We start from the raw sequence: 9147 nt of genomic DNA, 5'->3' as shown, positions 1-9147 counted from the left end.
AATCGGTGGAGCCCGTATATTTGCCTGTGTTTACGTCGATAACCGTCAGCGCTTCCGTCTGGTCCCAGACCAGATCAGCCCCGCTGGCAAGCCGAATTCTGCGGGCGAATGCTTTTTCCAGCTGCGGGTAGACGGCGTGCGACTCAAATAGCGCAGCCCGGCCGGCGGGGGAATACAGCCTGAGCATCGACTCCATGGCGGGCGCCTTCTCCTTGATCATGGCGCGAGCCTCGGCCAATGCCCGCTCGTCGTCGATCCAGATCCGATCCGTTTCGACATCCAGCATATCCCGAACGATCCGCTGCATTAAACCGACTTCCCGGTGAAGCTCGTTCGGTGCCGGCGCATGCTCAGCCCGTCTCGTCACGCTTTGCCAGAGCCGGCGCAAATGCGCGGCGTCCTTGCCGAGCGACTCCCGGCTTTCGCCTTCCGCCGCCGTCCGCAGAATGATGCCTTCGCCCGCCTCGCGGATTTCCTCTCCCGCTTGCCGGAGACGCGACCGTTCCGCTTCCGACCCGATTTTTTTGGAGACGCCGACATAATCGGCATGCGGCATGTAGACGAGAAAACGGCCGGGGAGCGAATAGTGCGTCGTTACGCGCGCTCCCTTGCCGCCCTGCGGCTCCTTGACGATCTGGACCGGCAGTTCCTGTCCAACGCGCAATAGCGCAGTTATGGACGGCTTGTCCTGCGGCTGCCGCTCCAGATTCGGATGAAGCAAATCATCGATGTACAGGAACGCGTTCTTGCCCTGCCCGATATCGACGAACGCCGCCTGCATGCCCGGAAGCACATTGACCACTTTGCCTTTATAGATGTTTCCTGCCGTTTGGCCCCCCGAAGAGGCCTCCCGGTGGTACTCCAAAAGCCGGCCGTCCTCCAGGACCGCCGTTTCGATCGTTTGCTCCTCGACATGCACCAACCTCAGCTTCATCGTTTGACCGTCCCTGCCGGATGCCGTTTTCTATCATTTTACATGATTACCCGCCTACAGGAAAGCCTGCATGAACAGGCGCCTACGGGAACAGCTCCGACAGCGCCGCGCCCTGCCTGCCAATCTCCAGATAACGCTCGATGATCCGCTCCTCCGGCAGCACGCCGAGCAGCCTCCCCCCTTCGCCCGTCACATAGATCAAGTGGTAATGCCCGCGCCGCAGCATCCGCAGAATGCCCCCGATCGTCTGACGACCGGTGACGACGATCGGCTCGGCCGGCGTCCCTCTCTCCCGGCTGGCCTCGGAAACGGCGTTCCGGCTCATCAAGAACCGGAGAAATACATAAGGGAGATTGCGGCGGTATGTCCAGTTGGAGACGAACAGAAAAAGGCCGATGGTAAACAAATTCAGCTGAATCCCGCCCTCGTGCAGGGGCAGCCATGCATAAACAATCATCCCGGCGCTGAAGACAAGGCTGAGAGCCGCTCCCCACTGGAGTGTCCGATAATACGAAAAGCCGCCGCCGATCGCTGCTTGCAGCAGCTTTCCGCCGTCCAGCGGAAGCACGGGCAGCAAATTGAAAAGACCGATCATGATGTTTGCGCGCACAATGTAGGCCGCCCAATCCTCATCCCAGCCCGCCCATCGTCCCAGCGCCCACGCCGCTGCGGCCATCCATGCGTTCTGCAGCGGTCCGGCCGCCGCTACCCAGGCTTCCTCCGCTGCCGATACAGTGCCGGCTTCCTCCGTCTCCGCCACGCCCCCGAACGGCAGCAGCTTGATCTCACGCACCCGCCAGCCCAACGCTTTGGCCGCCGCAACGTGCCCGAACTCGTGAACGAGGACGATGGCAAAAAGCACGATAAGCTCAGCCAAATAACCGGTCACTACCGAGCCGAGCATGACCAGCACGAACAGCGGATGGACGTTCCAACGAATGCCGAGCCAATTAATCAATCGGAACCACATCCGTCGGATCGACATACCTTCCATCGATCTGCACGGCGAAGAACAGCAAGCCGAACTCGCTGTTCTTTTCCTGGGCCAGCGTGCCGATCCGGTCTCCCGCCTCGACCCAGTCCCCCTCCTGAACGGCGGCTTCGGCCAGCTTGCCGTACACGGACTCCACCTTGTCCGCATGCCGGATGACGACGCGGACGGCGCCGGGCCCCTCAATGAATACGCCGCTGACCCTTCCGGTTTCCATCGCCGCTACCGCCGTGCCCGCAGCGCCGTAGATCTCAACGCCATTCAACGTTTCCGCGAAACTGCGCACAATCGATCCGCCCTGCACCGGCGCCACGATCGGAATCCGAACCGTTCCGTCCGCGCGCCGACTCTCCGTCCCTTCCGTTCCGAAGCTAGGAATAAAGGAGGGCGCTCCCGCAAAAGCATCCCGATACCAGGTCGCCACGGCGGCGGTATCCATCTCTTCGGTCAAAGCGGCGACCACAAACGCCCGCGCCGGCCCTGCCCCAGGCATGTCCAGCCGGAACAAGACCCAGACCGCGCCGAACACAAGGGCAGACAGCGCGAAGCGGCGGAGCAGCCCTGTAAGCATACGGCTGCCTGACGGCATACGGTCCAAGGGAGATCTGTCGTGACTTGTTTGACTTGTTCCCAGAGAGTCGGCGCCGTTGATCTCCCGCAGCCATTCCTTCGATTTTCTTTTCCATTCGATTTCGGGATCGGGCTCGGCGGCGTATTTATGCGGCTCCGCGGATCCGATCCCGCGAGGCTCCGCCGGCGGCCCCGAGGGCGCGCGCCCGAACGTCTGACGCGACCGGTCCAGCAGCATGCGTATGCGTTCCTCTCTCCTGCGCTTGTTCTCATTGCCCGACCCCATATGCGTTCCCTCCCTATCGCAGCCGCGGCACCGGATCGTCCGAGGGCGGCGCGAGCCGCTTTTTCCGCTGAGCGCTTCGACTGTCCCGGTAACCCTTTGTCCTATGCCTATGACGGCTGACAAGCAATTATGACGCCTTACTATACCTGAGCGAACTACCTAACGTTCATTTCAGTACTTATATCGCGGCCGCCGAAACCTTATAATTAATTGGTATGGAATACAACGATCCGTTAACGGGAGGGAACAACCGAATGTCTACAACAATTCCTCTGCACCGCAGAGGTATACAGGCAAGCCGCCTCATCCTCGGCTGCATGCCGCTGGGCGGCAACTGGGACAGCGAGCCGATTACGTCCGCACATGTGGAGCAGGCCCGGGAGGCGGTCGAAGCCGCGATGGAGTCCGGCATTACGATGTACGACCATGCGGATATTTATACGATGGGGAAAGCGGAGCAAACCTTCGGGCTCGTTTTGAAGGAGAAGCCGGGCCTGCGGGACAAGCTCATCCTTCAGTCCAAATGCGGCATCCGCTTCGATCGGGGACCGGGCAAGCCCCATCAGTTTGATTTCTCGAAATCGCACATTCTCGCGAGTGTCGACGGGATATTGGAGCGTTTGGGGGTCGACTATATCGACATCCTGCTGCTGCACCGTCCCGACGCGCTCGTGGAGCCGGAAGAGGTGGCGGAAGCGTTCGAGCGCCTGACGGAGTCCGGCAAGGTGCGCCATTTCGGAGTTTCCAACATGGGGGCAGGCCAGATCAAGCTGCTTCAGGCTTACTGTAAAGCGCCGCTCGTGGCGAATCAGCTGGAAATGAATTTGCTTTACACGGATTTCATCGACCAAGGGATTCACATCAACCAAACCGCCGGCAAGGACGGCATTTTCCCGGAAGGCACGCTTGAATTTTGCCGACTGGAGAACATGCAGCTTCAGGCCTGGAGCCCGCTTGCGAAGGGGCTGCTGAGCGGCGCCTCCCTTGAGGGCCAGCCGTCCAGCGTCAAGGAGACCGCAGCACTGGTAGCCGCGATGGCGGAGCGAAAAAATACGACGCGCGAGGCGATCGTCCTCGCATGGCTGATGCGTCACCCGGCCGGCATTCAGCCGGTTATCGGTACCTCCGACCCGCAGCGTATCCGCAACTGCGCGGCTGCCGGGCAGATCGAGCTCAGCCGCGACGAATGGTATGAGCTGTATACCGCATCACGCGGCACGAAGCTGCCTTAAGGCAAACAAGCATGTGGCTGTTATACGCTTCGTTGTCGGCCGTCGCTTTCGGCACGCGGGGCGTCCTCTACCACTGGACCTCGCAAAAGCCGATTAACCGCAACCTGCTGCTTGGCGGCGTTTTTTTCACCGGCTGCCTGAGCAGTCTGCTGGTCGGTCTGACAGCCGGAGAGCGCTGGACGGCATCGGCGATGGTCGGGATCCTGATGGGACTATGGTCTTTTCTGGCGAACGCCTCCATGTTTCGGGGGTTTGCGTCGGGGAAAGCGTCGATTGTGGCGATTCTCACCGCACTACCTGCGGTCGTTGTCGTTACGCTTGCGTTCCTCCTTTGGGGCGAGAGGCTGTCCGTCTGGCAATTGGCGGTCTTCCTCGTCATCGTATCCGGCATCTTGCTCGTCCGATTCACGGGCACGGCATCGCTCGGCCGTCTGGAGGGCGCGAAGTGGGGCTTGCTCGCTATGATTTTTTTCGGCTTGAACGACGTGTCCGGCAAATGGTCGACGCTGCTCGGCGCCGATACGTTTCCGACGCTCTTCTTCATGTTTGCCACCGGCACACTGCTGTTCATGGCCTCCTGGCTGCGGGAGCAAGGCGTGCAGGCCGAACCGCGTGAGCGGCGTGGACAGCTTGAACGATCCGAACGCTTTGAAGGCTGGCCGCTCGGCAAAACGTTCGGCGTCGGCATGCTGATCGGCTTCACGAACGTCGTCGGCATGGTGCTGATCATGTACGCGTTCGAGCTGGGCGTAACCGGCCTCGTGTCCGCGGTCGTCGCCTTGAACGTGCTCGTCATCCTGCTTTACACGCGCATGGTCGTCAAGGAATCTTTCTCAAGGCCGGAGCTGGTCGGCATGATTCTCGCGTTCGGCGGAGTCGTTCTGCTGCGGTTTCTCGGTTAGCGCATGCAGGACGGCTCATCCAATCGGCAACGCTGCGGCACGGTACGCACGTTCATGGCAGTTGAACATCACACATCGTGCGACGCAAAGCGAGCGCCGTTACCCGGTTCGGGTAACGGCGCTCGCTTTGCGTCGGTTAATCCAACTCATATTTCTCCTGATGCGCCTTGATGCTGAACACAAGGCCGATACTCAGCATATTGAGCAGCAGCGACGTTCCGCCGTAGCTGATGAACGGCAGCGTAATGCCGGTGATCGGCATGATGCCGATCATCATTCCGATATTCTCGAATATCTGGAACACGAACATCGAGACGATGCCGATTATAATAAACGAGCCCTTCAGATCGTAGCATTGGAAGGCGATCAGGATCATCCGGTAAATAAGCAGGAAGTACAGCAGCAGCAGTACCGCCGAGCCCTGAAAACCGAACTCTTCGCCGATCACGACGAAGATCGAGTCCGAATACGGGTACGGAATGAACCGCCTGTTTTTCGAATCCCCCTCCATGTAACCGTCGCCGGTCAAGCCGCCCGATCCGATCGCAATGAGCGATTTCTCCGATTGGTACTTATCCTTGGCCGAGGCCGTCTCCGGATTGATATACGTATTGATTCTCGCGTACCAGTGCTCCTTGTTTTGTTGCGTCAAATAGTCCTTGATCTCGGTGTTGAACAGGTTGAACAGGTTGACAAACAGGATCAGCGTACCGACCACGACGGTCAGCCCGATAAGCACGTGAGTATATTTGACATTCCCGATCCACAGCATGCCAAGCACGATGACGACATAAATGATCGCGTTGCCGAGATCGGGCTGGATCATTACGATCACGAACGGCAGCATGGAAAAAGCGGCTATCGGCAGCAAATCGCTTGTTAAGGAAAGACGGTCGCCCTGTCTTCTGCCGATTAGCACTGCCACCGTGATGATCAGGATAATTTTCATGAACTCGGCCGGCTGGAACGACAGCAGCCCGCCGGGCAGCGTAAACCAGCTTCGGGCCCCGTTGATTTCGTCCCCCACGAAATAGACGAGCACCAACAGCGCTATGCCTATGCCGTACAGCACAAACCAGCCTTTCAGGAAAAGCCGGTAATCGAACAGCGTAGAGCCAATCGCTACAACAAAGCCAACCGCATAAAAAATGAGCTGCTTCAAATCATAGTTGAGGTAGTCCGGGTTCCCATAGGTGGCGCTGCGTACGAGCAGGGTACTCATCACCATAAACAAAGCAAGGATCAGGAGAATGCCCCAATCCAGTTTTTTGAATTTATTCAACACAATTCGATCATCCTATTCCCAGGAACTTGCGGAAACGCTGCAACATGCCCGCTTTATCGTCCAGCTGCATGAGCGGCACCTTGTCGCCCAGAATGCGCCTCGCAATATTGCGGTAAGCAATCGCCGCGCGGGAGGAAGGGTCCATGACCGTCGGCTCGCCGCTGTTAGCCGCCTTGATTACCTTCTCGTCGTCGGGCACAATGCCGAGCAGATCGATCGCGAGCACTTGACAAATCTCGTCGATGTCGAGCATTTCTCCGCTCTTCACCATGCTCTGGCGAATCCGGTTAATAACAAGAAGCGCCGGTATGTGCGACTGCTCCAACAAGCCGATTATGCGGTCGGCGTCGCGCACCGCCGCATTCTCCGGCGTTGTCACCACAATCGCCCGATCCGCCCCGGCGACCGCATTGCGGAAGCCCTGCTCGATGCCCGCCGGGCAATCGATAATAACGAAATCGTAGTCCTTCTTGAGCTCGAGCACCATGTCTCTGACCTGCTCCGGCGATACGTCGTGCTTATCCTTCGTCTGGGCGGCGGGGAGCATATACAGCTCGTCGAACCGCTTGTCTTTGACGAGCGCCTGGTTCAGGCGACAGCGGCCCTCGGCTACGTCGATCAGATCGTAGATAATCCGGTTTTCCAAGCCCATCACGACATCCAAATTGCGCAGGCCGATATCCGTATCGACCATACAGACCTTCTTTCCGTGCAAAGCGAGGGCGGTTCCCAAATTTGCCGAAGTCGTTGTTTTGCCGACTCCGCCTTTACCAGATGTTACGACAATCGCTTCTCCCATGTCTTACACTCCTTTGAACACAATCGGATCCCTGCGTATACGGAACAGGCCGGAAAGCTTGTCGATTTTCATTTGTCCGTCCTGTAAAAAAGCAAACTCCATCAAGGTGTCACCGGTGATCCATTCATCCGGGGGACGGCTGATGACGTCGGCAATGCGAAGCTGCGTCGGCTTGAGCTGTGAAGCGGCAATAATGACATCCGTACGCCCGCCGATTCCGGCATGAGCCATGCCGCGCAGCGAGCCGAGCACGTAAATGTCACCCGTACACAGCAGCGTGCCGCCCGGGTTCAAATCGCCCATTAACAGCAGATGGCCCGTATGCTCGATGGTCTGGCCGGATCGGATGATACCGGTCAGCATCTTGAGCTCGTCCTTCGCCGCCGCTTCCCCGACGGCCGGTTCAGCTTCCACGGATTGAACGAGCAGGTTTCCCCGCTTGCGGATCGTGTTCACGATCTGCTCCTTTTGCTCTTCGCTTGCCTGACGCTGGCCCAATTTGACGTGCACATGCACGAGCGGCCCGGTCAAAAGCTGCTGATGCGAGGTATCCAACTTGTAATGGAGCTCGTCCAGCAGCTGTGAAAACTCGCATTTGTCGTCGAGCAGGAACACGAGACCTTCTTTTACGCCTTTGATCGTTATGTGCTGTTTCTCGGTCACGTCTTCCCCTCCTCCACCCTATACCATTCGGTTCGGACACCGCCGATTCCTGCCGGCAGCCCGTTATTCCTCCTGTCCCGCACTCGGCTTTCCCGAGCCCTCGAACAAACGCCTTGCCGGTATATATACAGCAAGGGCAAAGCCGAGCTGCAGGAACAGGCTTGGCATAATGGAATCGATGAGGAAGTATGCATATGGCTCCTGCGCTATCCGGAATACTTTATAAATCAGGTAGACCAAGGAATCGTAGAGCAGGGAGGCAAAACCGATAATGGACAGGGCCATCAGCAGAGGGCTCCGCTTGCGCTCAAGGAGCAAACCCGTCAGATAACCGCCAAGTCCCATTGAGAATGCGTGTACGCCAAGCATATTTCCGTAAAAAACGATATCCTGCAGCAGACCGAAGAAAAGTCCGAGCATGAGTGCCGTATGGCGGCCGGTGTATAAAGCGGAATAAAGAACGAAAACGAATACGAAATGCGGAACAAGCCTGCCGTATAGGGCATCCGGTATTAGCCAGGGAACAATGGTGCTTTCGACGATAAACAGCAAAAACATGAATAAAACAGCCCATCTCAGATTCATGGCGCGGCACCGGACGTCCCGGTCTCGGAAGGAATGACGACAAACACCTCGGTCAACCGGTCCAGCTTAGCGGATGGCTTGATCGCAGCGGTGTACGTCAACCCGTAATCGCCGACCTGACGGGATTCCACCGTGCCGATCTCCAGTCCGCGCGGGAATACGTTTCCCAACCCCGAGGTAATGACCACGTCGCCTTCGGCGAGCGGATCGTTCTCGGCGATCCGGTTCATAAGCAGCATGCCGGTCCGCTTGTCGTAGTCTTCGACGATGCCAAACGACTTCCCTTCCTTGTCCATGACGGTAGCCGAAATCGCCCTTGGATTCGGAGAATCCGGATTCAGCTCCGTAATCGGCGTGACCGTCGAATAGAGCGGGAACACCCGGCTCACGAGTCCGACCAGGCCATCCGTCGACACAACCGCCATGTCCGGTTTAATGCCGTCGGTTGAACCCAGATTAATCTTGAAAGCCGAGTTGTTCGGATCGAGGTTGGCAGCGACCACTTGGGCGATGACATACCGATATTGATACATCTTTTTCTGACGTTCCGTAAAATCAAGCTCTTCCTTCAACCGTTCGTTCTCCTGCTGCAAAAAGTTATACGTGATGCGGTCCCTCGCATACCGGGATGCCAGTATACGCAGCTGTTCGTTCTCCTGATAAATATCGCGCATCATGCGTATATCCTCAAACAAGCCCGCTATGTATCCTGCGGGCTTGTAAAACCATTGCTGTACGAACGTAACGGAATCGCCGATGAAATTTTCCGGCCACGACAACTTGTCGCGCTTGCCGAGCGAAAATCCCATAACGGCAATGAAGACGATTAAGCCGATCATCAGAACGAACAGTCTTTTGTTTCGGAATAAATTAAACAGTTCGCATCACCCGCCAGATCGA

The 9147-nt window shown here is 57.7% G+C and carries 10 protein-coding genes; 2 read left to right on the top strand and 8 right to left on the bottom strand.

Translation table 11 applies throughout. The features are described 5' to 3' along the window. The 3 genes from BG52_RS01015 to BG52_RS14690 all read right to left on the bottom strand — a co-directional run. The coding region (locus BG52_RS01015) for a ribonuclease E/G (protein ID WP_036666606.1) at positions 1-934 on the bottom strand (934 nt) is incomplete at its 3' end. An 82-nt stretch (positions 935-1016) separates the two neighbouring features. Further along, positions 1017-1892, bottom strand: coding sequence for a M50 family metallopeptidase (locus BG52_RS01010; protein ID WP_051588084.1), 876 nt, complete (start codon positions 1890-1892; stop codon positions 1017-1019). Further along, a complete protein-coding gene (locus BG52_RS14690) occupies positions 1885-2781 on the bottom strand; it encodes a M23 family metallopeptidase (RefSeq protein ID WP_051588082.1) in 897 nt (298 codons plus the stop codon). Before BG52_RS14690 ends, BG52_RS01010 begins: the two co-directional genes overlap by 8 nt. Before the next feature lie 254 nt (positions 2782-3035). On the opposite strand from BG52_RS14690, the gene BG52_RS01000 reads away from it, so the two are divergent. Both BG52_RS01000 and BG52_RS00995 read left to right on the top strand, forming a co-directional pair. Then, positions 3036-4013, top strand: a complete 978-nt coding sequence (locus BG52_RS01000) for an aldo/keto reductase (protein ID WP_036585756.1) — start codon at positions 3036-3038, stop codon at positions 4011-4013. Between the two features lie 11 nt (positions 4014-4024). Further along, a complete protein-coding gene (locus BG52_RS00995; protein WP_036585755.1) occupies positions 4025-4915 on the top strand; it encodes a DMT family transporter in 891 nt (296 codons plus the stop codon). A 136-nt stretch (positions 4916-5051) separates the two neighbouring features. On the opposite strand, the gene BG52_RS00990 is transcribed toward BG52_RS00995, so the two are convergent. The 5 genes from BG52_RS00990 to mreC form a co-directional block, all read right to left on the bottom strand. After that, positions 5052-6200, bottom strand: a complete 1149-nt coding sequence (locus BG52_RS00990; RefSeq protein ID WP_036585754.1) for an FtsW/RodA/SpoVE family cell cycle protein — start codon at positions 6198-6200, stop codon at positions 5052-5054. A gap of 7 nt (positions 6201-6207) precedes the next feature. After that, positions 6208-6999: a septum site-determining protein MinD gene (gene minD / locus BG52_RS00985; protein ID WP_036585752.1), complete on the bottom strand. Its 792-nt coding sequence runs from the start codon at positions 6997-6999 to the stop codon at positions 6208-6210. Positions 7000-7002: 3 nt separating this feature from the next. Further along, entirely contained in the window at positions 7003-7662 is a 660-nt protein-coding gene (locus BG52_RS00980; RefSeq protein ID WP_036585750.1) for a septum site-determining protein MinC, read from the bottom strand. A 63-nt stretch (positions 7663-7725) separates the two neighbouring features. Next, positions 7726-8247 carry a rod shape-determining protein MreD gene (gene mreD, locus BG52_RS00975; protein WP_036585748.1) on the bottom strand — a complete coding sequence of 174 codons (522 nt, stop codon included), beginning with the start codon at positions 8245-8247 and terminating at the stop codon, positions 7726-7728. Next, entirely contained in the window at positions 8244-9125 is an 882-nt protein-coding gene (gene mreC / locus BG52_RS00970) for a rod shape-determining protein MreC (protein WP_036666603.1), read from the bottom strand. The genes mreD and mreC overlap by 4 nt, the downstream gene beginning before the upstream one ends. Positions 9126-9147: the final 22 nt, after the last annotated feature.

Source organism: Paenibacillus darwinianus (assembly GCF_000598065.1).
Lineage (GTDB): Bacteria > Bacillota > Bacilli > Paenibacillales > Paenibacillaceae > Paenibacillus_I > Paenibacillus_I darwinianus.
This window is presented reverse-complemented; position numbering and strand designations above follow the sequence as displayed.